Here is a 19,702-nt window from a genome sequence, read left to right as displayed (position 1 = left end):
CGGCAGCAGTCGGGCACGCGTTAATACCGTCCAGCACGGTCGTATTGTATGAACACGAAATCAGAAGATCGATTGCTCGGGCTCGCGTCAGCAGCCCTCGTCACGACGATCGGCGGCGAACTACTCGGGAGTCAACTGCTCATCACGGTCGGCGCTGTCGGGTTCGTCATCTCTCTCCTCGCGCTGTTCGCGGTCATGAGCGTCGTGCTCGCAGTGGGCGTCGCTCGAACGCCGGTGATGAGCGCCCCCGACCCGACGGTCACTGAAAGAGTTCGTTGACATCCTCCCCGCCCTAAAGGGCGAGGATTCCCCAAAGGGAATATTCCGGTTGCGCGTTTTCTCGGTTCTCAAGTACGCTTTCGCGTGGAACGTCAAAGGTAGCCGTCCAGTTGTGACCAAGGACGTGCGTTACAGCGCGTGTAGCCCTGTCAAGGGGGCCTTCCTTCCTGCATACAGCAGGCGTCAACGACGGCTGGCTATTCGACCAGCGAGGTAGCACGGTTCGCGTCAGCCGAACTGCTACGCCGTGCATGGTTCACCCTCCCGTTGTGCGATATTCTCCGATGCGTTCAGGTCAGCATGGCGTCCACGGTCACACTCCGAACACCAAAAGTAGTCACCATCACGGGTTCCCATCGAACCACACGCCGAACATCGCTGGCTGGTATGGTATGCATCGACCTTCTCGACACGGATACTAGCACGTTCGGCTTTGTACGTGATGAACTGTTGGAGTTGGTGGAAATGCCACGAATGGACGCCCGACCATGAACTGTTCTCGCGGATGCCTTTGAGGTCTTGCATCCGAATGACAGGGTTCTCGAATTGTTCCACGAACGTGATGAGGCGACGGGAGAGTTTGTGGTTCAAGTCCTTAATCCGACGCTGTTCTCACGGTTGCGTGCGCGAAGCGCAACCCGCTTCTGATAGCGAATCGCGTAGGGAATGATATTTGCGTCGAACGTACTTCGCCTCACCACCAGACACCAGCATGGACTCACCTGTATCGTAGGCAGTCACCGCAAGGATATGTCGTTCACCAATATCAACACCGATGGGCGTCTCACCCGACGTGTCAGTGTCATATTCGATATTGAATGAACAGTACCAGTCGTCCCCGCGACGGTACACTTGAAGACGTGTCTTCTTTGCGTCACCCTCAACCAGCCTGTCTACGGGGTCGGCAATGTCGTCGTACACTTCGATAGGAGTGTACCACCATTGGGAGACACACGGGAAGCCGACGACGACTGTGCCGTTCTCGGTCGTGTCGATCTCCCAGTTCTGGTTGTTGACGGCGAATGGTTGACTCTCTCGGTAGCAAACCTCTCCATCCTTGTTGTGGTTGGATTTTGCCTCTCGGATGGCTTGGTTCTGGATGGCCGAGTAGAGTGCATTGTCGGTACTGGCTGTGGTCACGGACTTCCCGAAGTCGACGTTCTCCCATCCGTCGATACAGAATTGCTTGGAATCACGGTAGAGACGAGTGCCCTGTTGCCATTCTTTCCGCCGTGAGAGGGATGGGTTGTGGAACTTCGCGGTGACAGACACCGTGATCATTACATGTGTAATAATCTATACTTACTCAAGTGTCTGTTGGAATATCAGGCCGTGCTATCGTCGGTGGGTTGTGTCATTGACTGTCGGATTCATCCCCGCTGAAGCGCGAGGCTTTCTCCTCGATTCTCCGTAATCGGAGTCACAGATCGAACGCAAGCGTATCGCCGACCTCGATCCCGTTGCGGTCGGTCCACTTATACGGGACTTCGAGCACGTACTGACCCGAGCCCGGATACCGCTGCTCGCTCCCGTCCTCGTTCGGCCCCGGTTCCGGCGCGTTGTGGATCCGAGTGATCGTTCCCTCGGCGTCGGCGTAGATGATGTCGATCCCGAAGTCCATCTCGCGCATGACGAACCGCAGCGAGTCTCGCGGCTCTGAGAAGACGAACAGCATCCCGGCGTTTTCCGGGAGCGAAGTCGCATCACTCAGGCCGAGATAGCGCTTCTCCCTCGTATCCGCGATCGCGGCCCGAACCGCACCCAAATCGTCGTCCTCGGGACTCCGAACCGTGACCGTGGCCGCGTCGTAGTCGGCGTACGTCCCGGAGGGCCAGTCGGTCGGGAGGTCGTCAGTGCCGGTGTCGTTCCGGCCGCCCTCGCCGTCCTCTCCCCCATCGTCCTCCGTAGGGGCGCTCCCGCCGCACCCCGCGAGCCCGCCGATCGACGCGACACCTATCGCCGCGAGGACTCCCCGTCGTCGCATTGGCGGTGGTACGGGCTGCATCCGTATATGCCTCGCGAACGGGGTGCTCGTCCCCGGAAGGACGCGCTTTTATCTGCGCCTCGCGTAGCCTCGCGCATGGCGAAAGTGAGCGTCGGCCTCCGCGGATGGCGGTTCGACGAGGAGGAGATATTCACCGACGACGAGGAGCTGAAACCCCTCGACGAGATCCCCGAGGAGCCACGGGAGCGCCTCGTCAGGCTCGTCGGTCTCGTCGAGGAGCCCTGCGATGTCTGTTACCTCGAACACGGCGAGGCCGAGGTCCACCGCTGTAATCAGGCCGAGATCGTCTACGGCGAGCCCAACGGAGAGGTGCTACTCTGTCCCGAACACGAGCCGGATCTGATCTACTGGTTCCGCGAGGAGGGCGGTAGCGAGCACGCCGGCGACCTCGACTTCGGCGACCGCTTTCACGAGTGGGTCGCCGCGGGCAACGAGGCTCCGGATGGGTACGCCCCGGTCGAGCACGTCGAGGAGGACCCCGATGGGCTCCCGGACCTGCCGGACCAGCAGGACATCCAGGAGCGCGTCGAGCAGGGCTTCGAGGGCGACCGGATCGACATCCTCGAACTCGCCGGAGAGAGCGACGACAAGGAGGAGGACGCAGCGGACAAACTGAGCGAGGACGACCTCGCGGAGTCCGGTGTCGATCTCTCGACTGACTACCCGTCGAACCGATGAGCGGAGTCGACGAGGGCGACGAAACCGACCGCACCGAGGACCCGACCCACGCCGGCACCGACGCCGACGCCGGAGCCAACACCGACCCCGACCCGCAGACCCGCCGCAAGCCGGTCGTGGTCGTCGTCGAGCCGGAGACACCCGGCAACGTCGGCACCATCGCCCGAGCGATGAAGAACTTCGGCCTCTCGGACCTCAAGCTGGTCGATCCGCCGGAGCTGAAGGAGGACGGCGAGGCGTACGGCTTCGCGGGTCACGCCCGCGAGGACGTGCTCCCGAACGCCGACGAGGTGACCTTCGACGAGATCGTGGCGAACTACCACACGGTCGGCACCACCGCGATCACCGGCGAGGACGACCAGAGCCACGAGCGGTTCCCCTTCAAGACGCCCGTCGAACTTCGGGAGTCGCTGAAGACCGTGGACGCACCGACGGCGATCGTCTTCGGCCGAGAGGGGCGCGGGCTCAACAACGAGGAGCTCTCGCAGCTCGACGAGGTGTGCTCGATCCCGGCCGACGACGACTACCCCGTCTTGAACCTCGGGCAGGCCGCGACCGTGCTCCTCTACGAGCTTCGCGATCTCACTGTCGACGAGACGCAGTTGCCCGACACCGCGGTCACTCGCGCACCCGAGCCCGACGTGGAGCGCTTCCACGAGTTCTTCGGCGACTTCCTCGAGGCCACCGGCCAGCGCGAACACCACCGCGACAAGAACGCGCTGTTGGTGCGCCGGCTACTCGGGCGCGCGCACCCGACCGAACGCGAGATTCACTCGCTGCTCGGCACGTTCCGCAAGGCCAACGTGAAGCTGGAACACGCCGACCACCTCGCGGCGAAGTACGACGAACCCGTCTACCCCCGAGAGTGACCGTGGACGGAGACCTCCTCGACGGCAACTCCTTTGACGGTGACATCTGGGCCGGCGTCCGAGACGTGTCGCCGCTGCTGCTCGGGATCGTCCCGTTCGGACTCGTCGCCGGCATCGCCGCCGTCAACGCCGGGCTCGGACTGGCCGAGGCGGTCGGAATGTCCGTGATCGTGTTCGCGGGGGCCTCTCAACTCGCCGCGATCGAGCTGATCGGATCGAACGCGCCGCTCGCGGTCGTGGTCGGCACCGCGGTCGTGATCAACGTCCGGATGGTGATGTACTCGGCCTCCATCGCACCGCACTTCGCGGACTACGGTCGCAGGCTCCGGGCGGGACTCGCGTACGTGCTCACCGATCAGGCGTACGCGCTCTCGGTCGCGGAGTTCGAGCGGAACCCGGAGCGGAGCCGGTGGCGATACTACCTCGGCGCGGCCGCGACGCTGTGGGTCGTCTGGCAGATCGCGACGGTGGTCGGCGTCGTCGTCGGCGCTAGCGTCCCCGACGCGTGGGGGCTGACATTTGCGGTCCCGCTGGTGTTCCTCGCGCTCCTCGTTCCCGCGATGAAGGACCGGCCGACCACCGCCGCGGCCGTTGCCGGCGGTACCATCGCGGTCGTCGCCGCCGGGCTCCCCCTGAATCTCGGCCTGCTCACGGGGGCAGTCTCCGGAATCCTCGTCGGCCTGCTAACGGAGGTGTTCGGCGAGTGACGGGCGGATCCCCACTTCCCATCGGCGGCTCGCTCGAAGTCTGGCTCGCCATCGTCCTCATCGGGATCGCGACGTACGGGTTCCGGCTCTCCTTCATCCACCTGTTCGGGCGGATCGACGAGGTGCCCACCCGGATCAAGCGCCCGCTCCGATACGTTCCGCCGGCGGTACTCGCGGCGCTCGTGTTCCCCGATCTGGTGACGATCCGACCCTCGGTCGCCGCCACGCTCGTCGACGAACGGCTGATCGCGGGCGTCGTCGCCGGCGCGGTCGCATGGCGCACGGAGAACGTGATGGCGACCATCGCGAGCGGGATGGTCACGCTGTGGCTGTTCCGGTTCGTCGTGTTCGCCTGAGGTCGGTGACTTTTCGGTTTCTCCCGTCGGCTCACGCGATCCGGTCGTCGTACCGGCGCGCGAGTAGGAACGCGACGACCGCACAAACGACGCCGAACGGAAGGGCTGTGCCGACGCTCACGAAACTGCGAGCCGGCGGCACGGCGTACGAGACCGCGGCGGCGCCGAGCAGCGCGTAGCCGAACGCGGCGGTTCCGAGGAGCGGCGGCCGAGTCCCCGGAGAGTGCCAGAGGCGAGCCCACGTCGCGATCCCCGCCGCGGCGCCCGCGATGAGCCCGACCGGGAGCCCGACGATCGCGGAAAACGCGATCCGAGCCGCGAGGAGGTCGGTGAGAAGCGCGGCGACGGCGAGAAACGTCGTGAGCGCGACGCCGAGCGCCGCGACCGGACGGGCGTTCATGCGGATGCGATCGTCGGCTCGCTACTTAAAAGAGCGTGCGGCCGCTCACGAGACGACTGCTCTGGCGATGGCCTCCCTCACGAAACGAACTTCAGCAGGTCGTCGCGGTTGTGCTCGTGGAAGCGGGTCCGAAGACACTCCTCTAACGCCTCGATGTCGCCTCGCTTCGCGCAGATCGGGGCGATCTGGTCAGACCACTGCTGCCACGGCGGGTACAGCCCGAGGCGATCACAGATCTCGTCGAGCCGCTCGTCGAGGTCGTCGATCTTGTCGGTCTTGTTGACGGCGACGATGGGCTCGACGCCCACGTCCTCTAAGAAGCCGAACATCTCCACGTCGTGGGGGATGTTCCCGCGCTCGGCGTGGCGGTCGATGATGTCGACGGCGGCTTTCCCGTCCATCACGACGACGCCCGCCAGAATCGAGTCGGCGTTCTCCTCTAGATAGCGGACGATGTTCGTTTTGATCGCCTCGCGGTGCTCCTCTTCGACGCCAGACATGAACCCGAACCCGGGCAGGTCCGTGAACATGAAGCTCTCGCTGGCCCAGTCGAAGTGGTTCGGTTGGCGGGTGACTCCGGGCTTGCCGCCGGTCGAGAAGTCGTGGCCCGTCAGCTCGCGCATCAGCGTGGACTTGCCGACGTTCGAGCGCCCCACGAGGACGACCTCGGCGTCGCGGTCCGGCCGGTCTTCGAACATACCCGTACGTGGGCGGCTGAACGGTTTAAAAGGCGCGTCGTCGGTCTCGGATGCGTTCCCGACGGAGAGCGGATGCGCACCGGCCGGGCGGCGACGGTGGACGCTGCTGAATAGATTCTCGACTGGTCTGTCGGTCGAGGACCAAACCAGTCGCTACGTCAAACGGATATCCCATCTCAAACATGTATAATGTAAATTATGTAGGCGCTCTATAATTATGTACTCTGGCATAGTGTGGGTCACTGTACCATGGTTCTCCCGACGAGGACTCGGAACCGTCGTATCGGCCCGACGAAGCCGACAAAAACTCGTGTCGACGCCCCGGAACGCGTGCGGCGAGGGTTGCGATCGTCCGTCGAGGGCCGCTCGTCTCCGTCGTCCGTCCCGGATCGCTCGGGGGTAGGCGCATGACGGGAGCCGAGACGTTCGGCGCCATCTCCCTGGTTCCGCCGCTTCTGGCGATCGTTCTCGCGATCGTGACGCGGAAACCGATCCTCTCGCTGTTCTTGGGGATCTGGTCCGGCGGCGTGATCTTCACGACGAGCCACGGCGTGGCGCAGACGCTGGACTGGCTCGTCTCCTCGATCGGCGAGAGCACATTCAACGCGAAGATCATGCTGATCGTGTTGTTCCTCGGCGCCGGCGTGGCGCTCATCTGGCGGCTCGGCGGGGCGAACGCCATCGCCAACACGGTGACCTCCAGCCTCGACACCCAACGGAAGGTCGGCGGGGCGACGTGGCTCTTCGGCATGCTGTGGTTCTTCGATGACTACTCCAACACGGCGATCGTCGGCACCACGATGCGAGAGATATCCGACGAGGTGCAGATCTCTCGCGAGAAGCTCGCGTACATGATCGACTCGACGGCCGCTCCCGTCGCGACGTTCGGCATCTCGAGTTGGGTCGCGTACCAACTGAGCATGATCCGAGAGGGGTACAGCGCCGCGGGCGTCTCCGTCGAGGCCGGCGAGGTTCCCGGCGCGTTCGCGCTGTTCTTACAGAGTATCCCGTTTAACATGTACTGCCTGTTTGCGGTCGTGATGGTCGGAATCATCGTGTTCTCCGGGCGTGACTTCGGCGAGATGCTCGACGCCGAGCACCGCTCCGCGACGGAGGGGAAGCTCCTGCGGGACGGGGCGATTCCGATGCAAAGCGCCGAAGACAGCCTCGGAGAGGTGCTCACCGACTCGCCGCAGCTCCGGTACTTCGCTGTGCCGACCCTCTCGCTGATGGCGGTCGTGGTCGGCGGCGCGGCCTACACGGGACTTGGGGGCTCGGAGCCCGGCGCGTCGGTGTTCGAAATCGCCGGCAACGCCGCGTTCGTCGACGCGCTCCTGTGGGGAACGTTCACTATGGTCGCCGTCGCGCTCGTCATGGGCGTCGGGAGCGGCATCGCCAACCTCGACGAGGCGATGGAGACCGTGATCGACGGCTTCAGCATGATGCTCACCGCGCTCACGATCCTCGTGATGGCGTGGACGATCGGCTCCGTCACCACCGCGCTCGGCACGGGTATCTACGTCACGAACATCGCGGAGAACTTCGTGACGCCGACGCTGCTCCCGGTCGTCGTGCTGGTGGCGTCCGCGTTCATCGCGTTCTCGACGGGCACCTCTTGGGGAACGATGGCGATCGTCACGCCGATCGCGGTCCCGCTGGCGTGGAGCGTTGGCGGCGCCACGCCGGCACTGCTCCCCGTCGCGATCGGGACCGTGTTCAGCGGCGCCATCTTCGGTGACCACTGCTCACCCATCTCCGACACGACGATCCTCTCGTCGACGTTCACCGGTGCCGACCACATCGATCACGTCCGCACCCAGATGTACTACGCCACGACGGTGCTGGTGGTGGCCGCTTCGCTGCTGACGGTGTGGGGCGCCACCCGGATAACGCCGCTGGTGCTGCTCCCGGTTGGCGTGGTGATGCTCGGCGGTCTGGTGTACGTACTCTCCGAGTTCGACGCGAACCGGAAGGACGTGGAGGCGACCCGCACGGTTCGAGTCGGAAACCGGTCGGCCACCGACGACGACTGAGCCTGCGGTCGACCCGAGCGTGCGGCAGACCGTCGACGAGGTCGTGCGGCCCAAACGGGGAGGACCTCCCCGTTGCGGTCCAGCGTTCTCTCGAACGCGCACGTGGACGACTGACCGGTTCATAACCGCGTTCGGAGGATTGACCGATTCAAAAAAACGTCGTAGCGACGGCCGGGTCGGTGCCGTCGCTTCCCGGACACCCGATTAGACCGCTGAACCGGCGTCGTCGTCGACGACGTCGCCGGCGCCGCGGACCGAACCGGAATCGATCCGGTCGTTCACGCTCGCGAACGCCGATCCGAACATCCGGAACACCGCGACCTGCCCGTAGAACTGGACGAAGGGGACGAGCAAGAGACCGACGACGGTGACGGCCAGCACCGCGGTGGCGATCCACGTGATCACCGCCACGACGATGGGCATGAGTACCGCGACGAGGTATTCGGTGCTGAACAGCACCGGCTTCAGCAGGTCAGGGTCGAACGCGGCGCCGATCTCGTCGCGGGCCGCGTACGCCGACAGCGCGGCGGGAACGGCGTAGTAGATGAGGAACAGCACGGGGATAAACGCCAGCGTGAGCAGCACGCCGACCACACCGATGAACGCGCCGGCGTCGCCGCCGATCGCACCGCTCGTCCCGCCCACGACCGCGACGACGATGGCGTACAGAACTACCGGAATCACCGTGTACGCGATCGTGATCACCGATCCGATTACCCCCTTCATCAGGAGGTCACCCCAGTCGTCGAACTCCGGCGGCACGTCCTCGCCGTCGATCGTCTGTTCGAGCACGCGAACGAGGTACCCGACGATGACGAACGCCGGGAGGAGGAGTACCGAGAGGAACCCCAACACGCCGCCGATGATTATCCGTCCGATCCAGTCGCCGCGTATCGGGTACGAGAGTCCGTCTTCCAACATACGTCGAATCAACACCGATCTGATATATAAACGCGACGGTAGATCCCGAGCAATCGACAGACGGGACGGACCGAGCCGTGACGGGAGACGTTCTCTTCTCGGGGTCGCGTTCGGGGCTTACTTGGGGTCCCCGACCGTCTCTTTCGCATGGACAAACAGGCCGTCCGCGAGACCGTCTGGGACGCGTTCGAGGAGCGCGGCGAGGCCCGGTTTCCGTTCCCACCCCACGACCGAATCCCGAACTTCGCGGGCGCCGACGCGGCGTGCGACCGCCTAACTGACACCGACGCGTGGGCGTCGGCGTCGACGCTGAAGTGCAATCCGGACGCGCCGCAGCTCCCCGTGCGACGCGCCGCGCTCAGGGACGGAAAAACGGTGTACGTCGCGCAGCCGCGGCTCCGCGACGCCGACCCGTTCCTCCGGATCGACCCCGCCGATCTCGTCGACGTCGGGTCCGTCGACTCCGAATCCGCCGATGTCGACGCCGACGGCCCGACCGTCGACGACGCCACCACCGTCTCGGGCATCTCGACGCACGGCACGCCCGTCGCTCCCGAGGACGTGCCGCACGTCGACCTCGTGGTCGCCGGCTCCGTGGGCGTCACGACCGACGGCGCCCGAATCGGGAAGGGTGAGGGGTACAGCGACCTCGAGTGGGGCGTACTCAGCGAACTCGGCGCCGTCGACAGAGAGGCGCAAAGCGCCTCTGGCAGCGAGGGACAGAGTCCCTCGGGCAACCGGGCTTCGCCCGGTGACAGTCGGGCGAAGCCCGACGACGGCGCGACCACTGTCGCGACCACGGTCCACGAGCTGTCGGTCCTCGACGGGCCTGAGTCGCCGATCGCGGATCCCGCCGAGCTTCCCGCGCCCGACGCTCACGACGTGCCGCTCGACTTGGTAGTGACTCCCGAGCGAACGATTCGGACCGAGACGCCCTACGCGCGTCCGGAGGGGATCGACTGGGACGCGCTCGACGACGACAAACTGGCCGCGATTCCGGTGTTGGCCGAGCGCGCGCCGGGGAGAAAGTGAAGCGGGTCGGCGCTCAACCGGCCGCCCCGGTTCAGTCCGCCCGCGGCGCCGGCGCCGATCGCTCCGTCCGGTGGTCGGCGACGTGACCGCACTCGGGGCAAACGATGGTGCGCTCGCTGCCGTCGCTGACGACGAGCCACCCCTCGGAGACGGGGTTCTCGAAGCTGCACTGCGCACAGAACAGGACCGACTTCCCGCGGGAGGACCGGGGACCGCTGGCGTCTGCGTTCATACCTCCTCTCAGTATCCGGAGGTATAAGGGTCTTTTTCGACCTGATCGTTCGGTATGATCCGCATTGGCACGGATATATCGTTTAAAAATCGGGTGAGAACAGATCAAGCGTTTCGATATTCTGGAACAACCTGATCGCTACCGGCCTCGATCGCTCCAGTTCCGGACGTTCCTATCGAGCGAGCGGCATGTTGTAGCTCGTCTCCTCGTCCATCACTAGCTCCCACGTCGCCTCGCACTCGCAGGACACCTGCTCGAAGACGCTCGGATCCTGTCGCTTGTCGAAATCCTTGATCGCGGTCTGGACGCGGTCATCGCACTCGCCGCAGTTGTGCGCGCCGCGATCGGAGCCGTGCCCGACCGGGTCGGAGACGACGATGGCGTCGACATCGGCGGTTTCTTTGAGGACGTGCGCGACCGACCAGAGCCACGGCGGGCGGTAGCCGCCCTTGAAGAACAGCTCGTCGACCATCGTGTAGCGCTGGACGTTCGTCGGGTTCATCGAGACGGTGTGACACCCGTCCACGTCGCCACACCGACGGATGGAGTCGATCATGTCGGCGGCGGCTTCGGGCTCCGCGAGGAAGGGCGGCTTCATCAGGAGGTACGCCTTGATCCCCACGTCGGCGTCGAAGGTGTCGTCGGCCGCGGCCGCCTCCGCGCAGGCGTCCTCGAAGTCGGAAAAGTCGAAGTACTTGTTCACGCAGTCGTGGCGGACGCGGTCGGTCGCGGTCTCCAGCCCGACCGCCACGTCGGTCGCGATCCCGTGGTCGGCGAAGTCGCCGATCTTCTCCTGACTCACGAAGTCCGGCAGCGACTCGACGACGATCCGGTTCCGGTCCGCGAACGTCTCCGCGATCGCTTGCCGGGTCTCCGCGGGAACCTCCCTCTCGTCGAGGAACGAGCCGGAGGTGTAGATCTTGATCAGCTCGGCGGGGGCATCCGCGTTCTCGGTCTCGTGATCGAGACAGACCTCGATCTGGTTCATCAGGTCCTCGTGGGCGACGCTGCCGCCCTCCACGGACTCGGCGACGTAGCCGCACATCGTGCAGCCGCCGGCGCGGGCCCAGCGGCACCCGCCGGTGTTGAGGATGATCGTGAGCGAGTTCACCACCCCGTCGGGCGTGTTGTCCTCGTCGATCCACACCCGGGTGGGCTGGGTCGGGTCGTACGTCTCCGAGCGCTCGGCGCGGATGTCGCGCATCACGGCGTTGTGCGCGTCCATCCCGCGCCCCTGCTCGTACGCGTCGGGGCTCGGCGTGCTCATTACCGGAAAAAGCGGCCGAGCGCGTAAAGCCGTGTCGTCATCGTGGGCGGCGCTCGGCGGTCGCAACGATCGCCCCGATCGCGTTGACCGCGACGACGGCGACTAGACCGACGACCGCCCCGATCGCGTTGACCGCGGCGTCGCTCCACGCGAACGACCGCCACGGGATCGGCGCCTGCAGAAGTTCGATCCCGAACCCGAATGCGACCGCCGCGCCGACGGCGAGGAAGAGCCCCCGTCGGCCTCGACCGATCACGCGGCTCGCGAGGACTGCCAGAATCGCGTAGCCGACGAGGTGGAGGGGTCGGTGAGCCCGACGTCGAGGGGGAGCGCGTCGACGATCTCGACGCCTGTGCCGCCACCCGTGTCGCTTGTGCCGCCGACGCGTTTGCCACCGGTACCATCGGAGACGACCCACGACACCGGGATCAGCGACGCGACGAGGAGCGCGAGCGCGAACGCGGCGACGCCGTTCCACCGGCCGCTCCGATCGACACGATCGCTTCGATCGGCGTGGTCGTCGCGGTCGGCTTCGCGGTCGGTCCCGATCACACACGCCTGTTCACGGCCCGCAAAGTTATCGGTCACGAAGCGAGCACGTCGGGGCTCACGTCCTGCCGCACCGAAACCGCTCGGCAGTACGGCCGCCGGTTCAGGCGTTCGAACGTCATGCGAACACCGTCGTGTCGGCTATTTTTGCCCGGATTTTCACTCCCGCCGCTTATATATCGTGACGGCGACCGCCGGTCGTCAATGTAACCGATACTTGTTTCGCGAAGAGGTGAACAACTAACACACTGTGGTCCCTCTATAATGAACGAGCATTACATGACTGAAATGGGTGGCTACAGAGACCGAGTTGCACAGGTCGATCTCGGGGACGGAGCGGTCGACTACCGAGGAATCGACGAGGAGGACGCGGAGAAGTACATCGGCGCGCGCGGGCTTGGCGTCAAGTACGTCTTCGACGCCGGCCCGGACGTCGATCCGCTGGGGCCGGACAACCGACTCGCGTTCATGACGGGCCCCCTCACGGGGACCCAGACCGTGATGAGCGGTCGGATCGCGCTGGTGACGAAGTCACCGCTGACGGGGACGGTCACCGATTCGCACCACGGCGGCTGGTCCGGAGCACGGCTCAAATGGGCCGGGCTCGACGGACTCCTGCTGGACGGCGAGAGCGACGAGCCGGTGTATCTGCTCGTCGAGGACGGCGACGTCGAGGTACGCGACGCCTCCCACCTCTGGGGGCAGGGCGTCCACGACACGATCGACCAGATCGGTGAAGAGGTCGACGGGAAGGTCGGTCGAAACGTCTCCGTGATGGCGATCGGACAGGGAGGCGAGAACGAGGTTCGCTACGGCTGCGTCATCAACGAAGACGACCGCGCGTCGGGCCGCGGCGGCACGGGTGCCGTGATGGGCTCGAAGAACGTGAAGGCGGTCGTCGTGAAGAGCGGCACCGACATGCCGAAGCCCGCCGATCCGGAGACGTTCCAGGAGGGCTACCAGCAGGCGATGGAGGTCATTCGCGAGTCCGACGTGACCGCGCCCAACGAGGGTGGGCTCTCGATGTACGGTACCAACGTCCTGATGAACGCGACCGAGGAAATGGATGGGCTCCCGGCGAAGAACGCGAAGTACACCTCGACGGAGGCGTACCGCGACGCGGAGGGCGTCGACACTGACGCCGAGCGCGTCTCCGGCGAGAACGTCCGCGAGAACATCCTCGTCGACGAGCCGACGTGTCACTCCTGTCCGGTCGCGTGTAAGAAAGAGGTCGAGGTCGACGTCACCCACAAGGGCGATGAGATGAACGTCCGCACGGAGTCGTACGAGTACGAGTCCGCGTGGGCGCTCGGCCCGAACTCCGGGCACTCCGACCGCGACGAGATCGCGCTGATGCTCCAGCGCTGTAACGACCTCGGCATCGACACCATCGAGGCCGGCAACATGATGGCGATGGCGATGGAGATGAGCGAAGAAGGCAAACTCGACGGCGTCGGCCACCTCGACTGGGGCGACTCCGAGACGATGATCGACCTCATCGAGGAGATCGGTCACCGATCGTCGGACCTCGGCGACCTCCTCGCGGAAGGGCCCGAGCGCATCGCCGACGCGAAGGATGCTCACGGCAACAAGCTCTCCGTGAAGGGCCAGACGATGGCCGCCTACGACCCGCGCTGCATGAAGGGCATGGGGATCGCGTACGCGACCTCCAACCGCGGTGCCTGCCACCTGCGCGGCTACACGCCGGCCGCCGAGATCCTCGGCATTCCGGAGAAGGTCGATCCGTACGAGTGGGAGGGTAAGGGCGAGCTCACCGCCACCTTCCAGAACCTACACGCCGTCTCCGACTCCTTCGACATCTGCAAGTTCAGCGCGTTCGCGGAGGGGATCGAAGAGTACGTGCTCCAGTACAACGGCATGACCGGTCGCGACGTCACCGAGGACGAGCTGTTCGAGGCCGGCGAGCGCGTGTACAACCTCGAACGCTACTACAACAACCTCGTCGGCTTCGACGGCGCGGACGACACGCTGCCGAACCGCTTCATCGACGGGCACCCGGACGCCATCCCCGGCACGGGCGCCAGCGAGGGCGAGCTCGCAGAGCTCGACGAGATGAAGGCGGAGTACTACGAGACCCGCGGCTGGGTCGACGGCGTCGTCCCGGACGAGAAGCTCGAGGCGCTCGGCATCGACATCGGCCCCGGTACCGGTGTCTCCGCCGGCGACTCCGCAGCCCCCGCCGACGACTGAACGCTCACTGCCCGCAGTCGGATTTTTTTGGACCGCAACCAGTATTACGGAGCCGCGCGCACCGCCTGCGTATGTCCCCGAATCCGGCTCCCCGTTCGCTGTCCCATCGATCGCTGTCTGGCCAGTCTCAGTCCCGTCGATCCCCGTCTGGCCAGTCTCAGTCCCGTCGATCCCCGTCTGGCCAGTCCCGTCGATCCCTCCTCGGCACGGTGTGTGCCGCCGCGGCGAGCGGGTTTGCTGGCTGCGCGGATCTCCCCGGCTCGGAAGAACTCGCGCACGAGGTCGAGATTTATAACCGCCGAGACACCGCCCACACGCTCTCAGTCCGGATCGAGAACGCCGACGCCGACGCACTGTACCGCCGGACCTTCGAGATCGACGGCGACCGCGTCCGAGAGGGGACCGAGCCGTTCACCGGGACGCCGACGGCGGTCGTCGTGACGGTCGACGACCGCGATCCGATCGAGCGCGAGTGGCCGAACCCGAACTGCGAGGAGCAGGGAACCCGATCGGCGGGCGGCGTCGACGTGTACCTCCTCCCCGACGGTGGGGTGGGACTGGAGCCGACCTGCGACACGATCTACGCGGAGTAGCGCCGGCCATTTTTAAGTGATGCGCGCCGGTAGCGCTGCGTATGACGCACGACCCGCTCTCTCCCTCCGAAGCCCTCCGAACACCGGTCGGGGCGACGGTGGCCGTCGTCTCCTTCCTCGCGTTCGTGTACTCGCTCGTGATCGTCGCGCAGATCCTCCTCGGTGTTATCGTTGCCGTCGGGCTGTCGGTCGGCCTGTACCTCAGCTACCGGTTGTTCGCCGCGCTTGACGCGCTCGCCGACGCGGCTCAGCGGATCGCCGACACCCGAGAGCGCGAGGCCGACGAGGCGTCGCAATCGTCGGCCCGGATCACAGAACGCGAGCGGTAGCGAGAGTGTCCCGTAAATTGGTCCGCCTCCCACCTAGAACTCGAAGCCGACGGCGTCGCGATCGGGCCTGATCGGGCTCATCGGGTACGGCGGCGACGACTCGGGGTCGTTGAACTCGCGGGGAGCCACGTCGTTCGGCCCGTCGGGGTAGAAGAGCGCGGCGAGCGTCTGGATCGCGGTCCGCCCACTGGCGAGTTCGAACTGGCCGCCGCCGTACAGTTCGATGCCGCGCTCCTCGCAGTACGCTATCGTCTCGAACAGCGATTCGAGAGTACCGAATCTGGATGGTTTGATGTTACACCACCCCGGCTCGACCGGGAGCGATTCGAGGCTCTCGACGCCGTCGATCGGGTAGTCGAAGGAGAGCCGGTCGGCCTGCGGCTCGACGAGTGGTCGGGTCTCGGGCGTGAAGGCGGCGTCCTCCACGATTTCGGCCGGGAACGCGGCGAACACGTCGCGGTACAGTTCCGGGTCGGCCTCGACATCGACGTCGGTACCCTCGTACCAGCCCTTCAGATCGAGGATCCGTACCGCGCCGGTCTCTCTAAGGGTTGTGAACGCTTCTTCCGGCCAGTCGGGCGTCGGATCGAGCTTGAACTCCAACTCGTCGTCGAGCGCGAGCAGTTCCTCGACGCGGTCCGTCGTCGGTGGCTCCCCCAGTCGCGTCGAGACGACGAACCGGACCGGCTCGGGCTCGCGACCGAGGCACTCGCCGAGCGATTCCCCGCGCTGGCGGAGCGCGAGGTCGAGGGCGGCGCTCTCGACCGCCCACCGGCGGTAGTTGCGGAAGTACGCCTGTTCCGGCGGCTTGTGCGCGAACAGGTCGATCTCGTCGAGACGCGCCGACAGTTCGTCGATGGTCCACTCGCCCTCGACGTCGATCGGGTCGGTCCCGACGAGCGCGGCGTGGTCCTCGGTCTCGTAGGTCACGTCTTCGCCGCGGCCGATGACGCCGTCGCCGGCCAGGCGGAACTCGGTGGTCGTCCGATCGAACCCGCTGGTCGTTTTCTCGGTGTACCGGCGGCGCTCCACCGACTCGATCGTCATCGGTAGGTCCGAAATCTGCTCGTACGCGCTCATGGCGCACCTGACGGTCCGTGGGAACTTAAACGGAAGACGCAGTCGACGGGGCTGCGATCAGGCGCCATCGCCGCGATCGAGCCGGATTTGGAGCGTGGCGACCCGCGTCGCGAGCGCCCAGAACAGCGGGATCACGGTGAGCGCGACGGCGCCGGCCGCCGCGACCTGCAACACGGTCGTCGTGAACCACGGCTCGGTATCGAGGTAGGGGATCGATGTGTGGGTCACCTCGCCGATCACGGGGACGAAGTAGTCCATCAGCAGGTCGACCGTGTACCACGCGGTCGCGATCCCGACCGCCTTCAGCGGGAAGTCGGTGATCCGGTGGAGGACGAACGCCTGCACGACCATCCCGAGGTGACTCACGAGGAGGAACGCGTACATCGCGGGCCCCGAGTTCGCGAGGAACGCCGGGTAGAAGACGACGAGCACGTACGGGGTCCAGAGCCCGAGCTTGACGTTTCCGAAGAAGGCGAGCGTCGCGAGCGTGTCGCTCGACCGGCCGAGGGCCCATGCCGCGAGCGCCAGCGCGATCAGCAGCGTCGCGCCCGGGCTGTCGGGGATGAACGCCCACATCTCGACCGGAAGCTCGCGGAACTGGAACCGGTAGTACCAGAAGCCGAACGCGGTACCGAGGAGGTTGATGGCGACGATGACCCAAACGAACCGGAAGGCGATATCCTCCAGCGCCTTCGGGAGCGGGGCGAGCCACCGCGGCAGCGACTCGCGGTCCGGCGGGTCGCGGCCGAGCGCATCGACGATGTTCATACGGTCGGCTCACCCCGCCCGGTCAAAGCCGTGGCGGTCGCGGGGCGGTGAGGTGGACGACTGCAGACGGACGGACTCGAAGCACCGGACGAAAAGGGCTATGGGTCCCCGGCGGAAAGACGACGGTATGCGCCCGCGAACGCTGCTCGCGCTGCTCCTCGTCGTCCCCCTCGTGGACGCGCTGTTCCTGATCGTCGTCGCGACGCGGCTGGGATGGGCGATCACGGTCGCGCTCGTCGTGTTGACGGCCGTCCTCGGGATGCTTCTCCTCCGCGCCGAGGGGCGCGCGACGCTCGCACGGGTCCAGCGAAAGCTGGCTCGCGGCGAGCCCCCGACCGATGAACTGCTCGACGGCGGCCTCCTTATCGCCGCCGGCGCGTTCCTGCTCACGCCGGGACTCGTCACCGACGCGGTCGGGTTCCTGCTCGCGCTCCCGCTCTCGCGGGTCCCGATCCGCATGGCTCTCAAGAAGTACGTCGTGATCCCGTACCTCGACAGCGAGACCAACGGGTTCACCACCGGAAACGTGTATATCGGCGGATTCCCCGGGAACGGCGACGGCGACGGAAACGGCGCCGGTGCCGGATTCACGATGGGCGGCGGATTCGGTGGCGGCAACTTCGGTAACGGTGACGGGTTCGGCAGCGATGACGAAGTCGCCGGCGGGAACTCCCCCGGTGACGATTCCGACGGCGACCGCTTCGACGACGCGGACCACGCGGACGATGTCGTCGACGTGGACTTCACGGTCGAAGACGAGGAGACGGACCGGAGCGACTGAGGCTCCGCCTTCTACGCGCTCTCGCCTCACCGTGAGTCGCTTCCGACGCGATCCGTTACCGACTCGATCTGTTTCTGAGGCAACCGAAAACCGACTGACGGCGGGCGAATCGCGAAAGGAAACCCTTAAAATCCTACCAGCGCAACGAATAAATGCGCTCACCTGGGCCAATAGCTCAGTCAGGTTGAGCGCTCGGCTGATAACCGGGAGGTCCACGGTTCAAATCCGTGTTGGCCCACCTACTGCGCGCACGGCCTCTGGCCGTGCGGGATTGGTGGGCTGGGACTCCCCAGCCACCCAATTTCGGTATTCTACACCTCAAGAGGCACCGCTAGCGTGTCTTGTCCGGGCAAGAAGTAAGCCAGTAATCACCACCGTCCCCCGATCTGCGTTAGCCGAGGTGGTGTCGACGTGATGTTGCTCCGATCTCACAGTAGCCGGAGCAACTGCCTCCAGTGTGACGCCCACCTCCCGCCGGGATTCGGTCGGGTTCACGGCGACGCCGACGATCGCGCCCACCGTTGCCCCGAGTGTGGCTCGTGGGTGCGGATCTGTGAGGGAAGCGCGGCCGGGAAGGACGTTCCGACGCCGGACCCGCAGACGAGCCCCGCCCGCAACGCCGGCGAGCCGTGGAACGGAGGGCTGTCAGGACGACGCCGTTCGTTCGGGCTTCCGAGCTGTACGATCCGACCCACGACCCACGCGCCCACGTCGTTGACGCCGCCCACCTTCGTTGAAAGCATGACGCCGAACAGAGGGGATTGGCGTGAACGACGATCCGGCGACGATCGATCGACACCTGGTGATCGTTCGTCTTCGAGAGCAAACCGATCTCACTTTCGACGAGATCGGCAAGATCGCCGGCTGCTCGCGGCCCTACTGCGTTCAAACCTACTTGCTGGGTGATACCGATGCGTGATCGGTACGGAGAGGCCGCCGCGATCTTCACGAGCCACAGCGTGCTCGACGCGACCCCGTGGGATCCGACGCGGATGTATTTACGATCCGCGATCTATGCACTTCGCCGTGGATGACGGGCGCGGAAGGTGCATCAAATCGGGCGGGCTTTCGAGCCGCTTGGTGCCTCCCGCCGTCGTCAACGGTGGGACTATAAGAGCAGAGCTGAGTCAGTCGGTCGAGATCGACGGAATCGCGCCCCCGTGCATACGGAGGGTAATGAATGAGCCGTCGTATCAGCCTCAAACTCACCGACGACCGCGAGCACCAGATCGAAAAGGCGAGCGAGATCGTGTCGAGCGGCCCCGAAGACGATCCGCCGATGAGCGTGGTGATCGATGTCGCGCTCGCTCACCTAATTCAATCAGAAGAGAATATTCACGACGCTCGTGAGGAGTTAGATCCGGCCACAATTCAGCAGTTCAATACCGATATAATAGGGCTGAGATACCGAACTCAAGTGACGAGCCGTTGGCGTTGAAAAAACGTTTGTTACTGATCTAGTTAGTTGTTAGCGTAGTCTGGAAGACTGCATTTCCACTCGGTTCGTGGATTAGGCTGACATCGATTGAATGAGAGCCACTGTAATCATTGCCGGTGAGATCCGTGAAGGTACCCGAAACCCCCGTTTGCCATGGATCTGTAATGCTAGTGTTATCTGCGACAGTTCCGTATCTTTGCCCATCCACGGCAACTATAATGTTACTGGGGTCAAGTGCTTGGCCGCCAGTTTTGGTAACATCGAACGTCAGACCGTTGGTAGATCCCGACACGTTGTCCGTCGAGAATGATGCCTGCGGTGCACTGTCGCCTAACTGGTCGCCAAGACCGAGGACGAACGTCCCGATGACGGCGGCCAGAATCACGGTGATTGCGACCATGAGTATGACTCCGATAACGGGACTCACTGCACGGTCGTCCGAATTGAACAGGTTGCTTGGTTTCATAGTTTGAACC

25 protein-coding genes, 1 tRNA gene and 2 pseudogenes are annotated in these 19,702 nt (G+C 65.1%); 15 read left to right on the top strand and 13 right to left on the bottom strand.

All coding sequences use genetic code 11. The features are described from left to right. Positions 1-48 precede the first annotated feature (48 nt). Positions 49-279, top strand: coding sequence for a hypothetical protein (locus HLAC_RS06880; protein ID WP_015910116.1), 231 nt, complete (start codon positions 49-51; stop codon positions 277-279). A gap of 240 nt (positions 280-519) precedes the next feature. Here HLAC_RS06880 and HLAC_RS06875 read toward each other — a convergent pair. Next, a pseudogene (locus HLAC_RS06875) lies at positions 520-1,560 on the bottom strand (RNA-guided endonuclease TnpB family protein). 139 nt (positions 1,561-1,699) lie between these two features. Continuing rightward, positions 1,700-2,263 carry a DUF192 domain-containing protein gene (locus HLAC_RS06870; protein WP_015910115.1) on the bottom strand — a complete coding sequence of 188 codons (564 nt, stop codon included), beginning with the start codon at positions 2,261-2,263 and terminating at the stop codon, positions 1,700-1,702. A 96-nt stretch (positions 2,264-2,359) separates the two neighbouring features. Here HLAC_RS06870 and HLAC_RS06865 point away from each other — a divergent pair, with 96 nt between their 5' ends. Genes HLAC_RS06865 through HLAC_RS06850 form a run of 4 tightly spaced genes read left to right on the top strand, consistent with a single transcriptional unit; the run spans position 2,360 to position 4,894 of the window. After that, on the top strand, positions 2,360-2,962 hold the full coding sequence (locus tag HLAC_RS06865) for a DUF8114 family protein (protein ID WP_015910114.1): 603 nt from the start codon (positions 2,360-2,362) through the stop codon (positions 2,960-2,962). Next, positions 2,959-3,831, top strand: coding sequence for an RNA methyltransferase (locus HLAC_RS06860; RefSeq protein WP_015910113.1), 873 nt, complete (start codon positions 2,959-2,961; stop codon positions 3,829-3,831). Before HLAC_RS06865 ends, HLAC_RS06860 begins: the two co-directional genes overlap by 4 nt. Continuing rightward, positions 3,828-4,538 carry an AzlC family ABC transporter permease gene (locus tag HLAC_RS06855; RefSeq protein ID WP_170933358.1) on the top strand — a complete coding sequence of 237 codons (711 nt, stop codon included), beginning with the start codon at positions 3,828-3,830 and terminating at the stop codon, positions 4,536-4,538. The genes HLAC_RS06860 and HLAC_RS06855 overlap by 4 nt, the downstream gene beginning before the upstream one ends. Continuing rightward, positions 4,535-4,894: an AzlD domain-containing protein gene (locus HLAC_RS06850; protein ID WP_015910111.1), complete on the top strand. Its 360-nt coding sequence runs from the start codon at positions 4,535-4,537 to the stop codon at positions 4,892-4,894. The genes HLAC_RS06855 and HLAC_RS06850 overlap by 4 nt, the downstream gene beginning before the upstream one ends. A gap of 31 nt (positions 4,895-4,925) precedes the next feature. On the opposite strand, the gene HLAC_RS06845 is transcribed toward HLAC_RS06850, so the two are convergent. Both HLAC_RS06845 and engB read right to left on the bottom strand, forming a co-directional pair. Then, positions 4,926-5,294 (bottom strand): DUF8147 domain-containing protein, encoded by a 369-nt coding sequence (locus tag HLAC_RS06845; protein WP_015910110.1) that lies wholly within the window; start codon positions 5,292-5,294, stop codon positions 4,926-4,928. 77 nt (positions 5,295-5,371) lie between these two features. Further along, positions 5,372-5,992, bottom strand: coding sequence for a GTP-binding protein EngB (gene engB, locus HLAC_RS06840; protein ID WP_015910109.1), 621 nt, complete (start codon positions 5,990-5,992; stop codon positions 5,372-5,374). 407 nt (positions 5,993-6,399) lie between these two features. On the opposite strand from engB, the gene HLAC_RS06835 reads away from it, so the two are divergent. After that, on the top strand, positions 6,400-8,025 hold the full coding sequence (locus HLAC_RS06835) for a Na+/H+ antiporter NhaC family protein (RefSeq protein ID WP_015910108.1): 1,626 nt from the start codon (positions 6,400-6,402) through the stop codon (positions 8,023-8,025). A 204-nt stretch (positions 8,026-8,229) separates the two neighbouring features. Here HLAC_RS06835 and HLAC_RS06830 read toward each other — a convergent pair whose 3' ends face one another. Continuing rightward, positions 8,230-8,946 carry a DUF4013 domain-containing protein gene (locus HLAC_RS06830; protein WP_015910107.1) on the bottom strand — a complete coding sequence of 239 codons (717 nt, stop codon included), beginning with the start codon at positions 8,944-8,946 and terminating at the stop codon, positions 8,230-8,232. A gap of 147 nt (positions 8,947-9,093) precedes the next feature. Here HLAC_RS06830 and HLAC_RS06825 point away from each other — a divergent pair, with 147 nt between their 5' ends. After that, positions 9,094-9,978, top strand: coding sequence for a 5-formyltetrahydrofolate cyclo-ligase (locus HLAC_RS06825; RefSeq protein WP_015910106.1), 885 nt, complete (start codon positions 9,094-9,096; stop codon positions 9,976-9,978). 31 nt (positions 9,979-10,009) lie between these two features. Here the strand turns inward: HLAC_RS06825 and HLAC_RS06820 are convergent, their stop codons facing one another. The 4 genes from HLAC_RS06820 to HLAC_RS19950 form a co-directional block, all read right to left on the bottom strand. Further along, a complete protein-coding gene (locus HLAC_RS06820) occupies positions 10,010-10,210 on the bottom strand; it encodes a DUF8106 domain-containing protein (RefSeq protein WP_015910105.1) in 201 nt (66 codons plus the stop codon). A 172-nt stretch (positions 10,211-10,382) separates the two neighbouring features. Then, a complete protein-coding gene (locus HLAC_RS06815; protein WP_015910104.1) occupies positions 10,383-11,477 on the bottom strand; it encodes an archaeosine biosynthesis radical SAM protein RaSEA in 1,095 nt (364 codons plus the stop codon). A 37-nt stretch (positions 11,478-11,514) separates the two neighbouring features. Then, positions 11,515-11,733, bottom strand: a complete 219-nt coding sequence (locus HLAC_RS19955; protein WP_015910103.1) for a VanZ family protein — start codon at positions 11,731-11,733, stop codon at positions 11,515-11,517. Further along, positions 11,730-12,065 (bottom strand): hypothetical protein, encoded by a 336-nt coding sequence (locus tag HLAC_RS19950; protein ID WP_015910102.1) that lies wholly within the window; start codon positions 12,063-12,065, stop codon positions 11,730-11,732. The genes HLAC_RS19955 and HLAC_RS19950 overlap by 4 nt, the downstream gene beginning before the upstream one ends. A 240-nt stretch (positions 12,066-12,305) precedes the next feature. On the opposite strand from HLAC_RS19950, the gene HLAC_RS06805 reads away from it, so the two are divergent. The 3 genes from HLAC_RS06805 (at position 12,306) to HLAC_RS06795 (ending at position 15,159) form a co-directional block, all read left to right on the top strand. Further along, the gene (locus HLAC_RS06805) at positions 12,306-14,237 is read left to right on the top strand and encodes an aldehyde ferredoxin oxidoreductase family protein (protein WP_015910101.1); all 1,932 of its coding nucleotides are present in this window, start codon (positions 12,306-12,308) and stop codon (positions 14,235-14,237) included. Positions 14,238-14,446: 209 nt separating this feature from the next. Further along, positions 14,447-14,830 carry a hypothetical protein gene (locus HLAC_RS06800; RefSeq protein WP_015910100.1) on the top strand — a complete coding sequence of 128 codons (384 nt, stop codon included), beginning with the start codon at positions 14,447-14,449 and terminating at the stop codon, positions 14,828-14,830. Between the two features lie 41 nt (positions 14,831-14,871). Continuing rightward, positions 14,872-15,159: a DUF8066 domain-containing protein gene (locus HLAC_RS06795; protein ID WP_015910099.1), complete on the top strand. Its 288-nt coding sequence runs from the start codon at positions 14,872-14,874 to the stop codon at positions 15,157-15,159. A gap of 33 nt (positions 15,160-15,192) precedes the next feature. On the opposite strand, the gene HLAC_RS06790 is transcribed toward HLAC_RS06795, so the two are convergent. Beyond that, a complete protein-coding gene (locus HLAC_RS06790; RefSeq protein ID WP_015910098.1) occupies positions 15,193-16,239 on the bottom strand; it encodes an enolase-like domain-containing protein in 1,047 nt (348 codons plus the stop codon). Positions 16,240-16,296: 57 nt separating this feature from the next. Beyond that, positions 16,297-17,007: a DUF1405 domain-containing protein gene (locus HLAC_RS06785; RefSeq protein WP_015910097.1), complete on the bottom strand. Its 711-nt coding sequence runs from the start codon at positions 17,005-17,007 to the stop codon at positions 16,297-16,299. Positions 17,008-17,134: 127 nt separating this feature from the next. On the opposite strand from HLAC_RS06785, the gene HLAC_RS06780 reads away from it, so the two are divergent. The 3 genes and pseudogenes from HLAC_RS06780 to HLAC_RS20070 form a co-directional block, all read left to right on the top strand. Then, positions 17,135-17,788 carry an FxsA family protein gene (locus HLAC_RS06780; protein ID WP_049933684.1) on the top strand — a complete coding sequence of 218 codons (654 nt, stop codon included), beginning with the start codon at positions 17,135-17,137 and terminating at the stop codon, positions 17,786-17,788. Between the two features lie 164 nt (positions 17,789-17,952). Continuing rightward, a tRNA-Ile gene (locus HLAC_RS06775) sits at positions 17,953-18,026 on the top strand. 176 nt (positions 18,027-18,202) lie between these two features. Continuing rightward, positions 18,203-18,289, top strand: a pseudogene (locus HLAC_RS20070) (DUF7563 family protein); the annotation flags it as partial. Here HLAC_RS20070 and HLAC_RS19945 read toward each other — a convergent pair. Then, complete coding sequence (locus tag HLAC_RS19945) at positions 18,280-18,531, bottom strand: hypothetical protein (protein WP_049933378.1); 252 nt, start codon at positions 18,529-18,531, stop codon at positions 18,280-18,282. The pseudogene HLAC_RS20070 and the gene HLAC_RS19945 sit on opposite strands and share 10 nt — an antisense overlap. A 23-nt stretch (positions 18,532-18,554) precedes the next feature. Between HLAC_RS19945 and HLAC_RS19240 the strand changes: the two genes are divergently transcribed. Both HLAC_RS19240 and HLAC_RS06765 read left to right on the top strand, forming a co-directional pair. After that, positions 18,555-18,707, top strand: a complete 153-nt coding sequence (locus HLAC_RS19240; RefSeq protein WP_169304921.1) for a hypothetical protein — start codon at positions 18,555-18,557, stop codon at positions 18,705-18,707. Between the two features lie 261 nt (positions 18,708-18,968). Further along, a complete protein-coding gene (locus HLAC_RS06765; protein WP_015910095.1) occupies positions 18,969-19,226 on the top strand; it encodes a DUF7386 family protein in 258 nt (85 codons plus the stop codon). Positions 19,227-19,245: 19 nt separating this feature from the next. On the opposite strand, the gene HLAC_RS06760 is transcribed toward HLAC_RS06765, so the two are convergent. Next, positions 19,246-19,692, bottom strand: coding sequence for a type IV pilin domain-containing protein (locus HLAC_RS06760; protein ID WP_079892095.1), 447 nt, complete (start codon positions 19,690-19,692; stop codon positions 19,246-19,248). Positions 19,693-19,702 lie beyond the last annotated feature (10 nt).

Source organism: Halorubrum lacusprofundi ATCC 49239 (genome assembly GCF_000022205.1).
In the GTDB taxonomy this organism is placed as follows: Archaea; Halobacteriota; Halobacteria; order Halobacteriales; family Haloferacaceae; genus Halorubrum; species Halorubrum lacusprofundi.
Note: the sequence above shows the minus strand (reverse complement) of the source record. Positions and strands in the feature narration are given on the sequence as shown.